This window comes from Streptomyces sp. NPDC037421, assembly GCF_055602105.1.
The window spans coordinates 1-1,707 of the sequence record NZ_JBVJWV010000077.1 but is presented as its reverse complement, the minus strand read 5'-3'; the positions used below and the strand labels follow the sequence as shown (position 1 = coordinate 1,707).

The window sequence follows — 1,707 nt, the reverse complement described above, 5'->3', positions numbered from 1 at the left end:
CGCCCCCCCCCTCCCCCCCCACCACCCCCCCCCCCCCCCCCCCCCCCCCCCCCCCCCCCCCCCCCCCCCCCCCCCCCCCCACCCCCACCCCCCCCCCCCCCCCCCCCCCCCCCCCCCCCCCCCCCCCCCCCCCCCCCCCCCCCCCCCCCCCCCCCCCCCCCCCCCGCGTTCGGGTGGCCCGGAGAGTTGGATCAGCGCCCGGTGGCCTGCTCCGCGCCGCGTGCCTCCAGGGCCTTGCGCAGGGAGGCGGCGACGGTCAGCACGTCGGCGTCACTGAGGCCGGGGTGAAGGGGCAGGCACAGGGTGCGGTCGGAGACCCAGTCGGAGGCGGGGAGCTCCACCGCGGTGGTGCCGTACGCCGGGACCTTGTGCAGCGGCGCGTAGCGGAAGGTGGTGTAGATCTCGTCGGCCAGCAGGTCACTGGCGACCTGGTCCCGGATCGCAGGATCCATCTGCACCCAGTAGAAGTAGTAGGTGGACTCGTGGCCGTCCGGGAGGGCGGGCGGAGTGCTGATACCGGCGATGCCGGCCAGCTCCTGGTCGTACAGCGCGACGATCTCCTTGCGCCGGGCCACCATCTCGGGGAGCCTGCGCAGCTGTACGGAGCCGATGGCCGCCGTCAGGTCGTTGCCGATGACGCGTCGGCCGGGCTCGGGGATGTCGAGCTCCCACCAGCGGGCGGAGACCTTCGCGTAGCCGAAGCCGCTGGGCTGGGCCAGCCCGTGGTAGGCGAGGCGCCGGACCCGGGCGGCCTGCTCCGGGTCCTTCACGTAGATCATGCCGCCGTCGCCGGTGACGAGGACCTTCATGGCGTCGAAGCTCCACATGGCGAGGTCGCCGAAGGTCCCCACGGCCTTGCCGTCGACACGGGAGGCCACGGAGCAGGCGGAGTCCTCGATCAGCGTGATGCCGAGCTCGCGGCAGCGCTCGGCGATCCGGACGATGTCTCCGGGGTAACCGCCGTAGTGGAGGATGACGACCGCCTTGGTGCGGTCGGTGAGGGAGCGCTCCACGTCCTCGAGCGTGGGGTTCAGCGTCCGCGGGTCCACATCGCAGAAGACCGGCCGTCCACCAGCGGTCACGATCGCGTTGGCGGCGGCGAGGAAACTGAGCGAGGGCAGGACGACCTCGTCGCCCTCCTCGAGATCCAGCAGTTCGGTGGCGAGGAAAAGACCCGACGTGCCCGAGTTGATGAACACGACGTGTTCGGGTGCGACACCCAGGTGCTCGGCGAACGCCGCCTCGAAGGCCTTGGTGCGCGGTCCGTGGCCGAGCCAGCGGTCCTCGAACACCTTGGCAACCGCGTCGAGTTCCTCAGCACCCACCTGGGGCTGAAAGAGATTGATCATAGCCGCCTCTCACGTCCGGATGTCGCCACCGAGCCTAGGAACGGACGCTCGACCGTGGATCGAAGTCCGGTGGTGGTGAACGGCGCCGACTGTGCGGTGGCACGACGACGGCGACGGCCCACGCGCCCTCGGGGGAGGAGCGCACGGGCCGTCCCCGTGTTCGGGTGGATCAGTAGCGGTAGTGGTCGGGCTTGTACGGGCCCTCGACCTCGACGCCGATGTACGCGGCCTGCTCCGGGCGCAGGGTGGTGAGCTTGACGCCGAGCGCGTCCAGGTGGAGGCGGGCGACCTTCTCGTCGAGGTGCTTGGGCAGCACGTAGACGTCGGTCGGGTACTCGGACGGCTTGGTGAACAGCTC

2 protein-coding genes are annotated in these 1,707 nt (G+C 72.1%); both read right to left on the bottom strand.

The window, feature by feature from the left end; translation table 11 throughout:
• Positions 1-191: 191 nt before the first annotated feature.
• The gene (locus tag ACZ7IF_RS39130) at positions 192-1,349 is read right to left on the bottom strand and encodes a DegT/DnrJ/EryC1/StrS family aminotransferase (RefSeq protein WP_470981798.1); all 1,158 of its coding nucleotides are present in this window, start codon (positions 1,347-1,349) and stop codon (positions 192-194) included.
• A gap of 169 nt (positions 1,350-1,518) precedes the next feature.
• The coding region (locus ACZ7IF_RS39125) for an adenosylhomocysteinase (RefSeq protein WP_470981172.1) at positions 1,519-1,707 on the bottom strand (189 nt) is incomplete at its 5' end.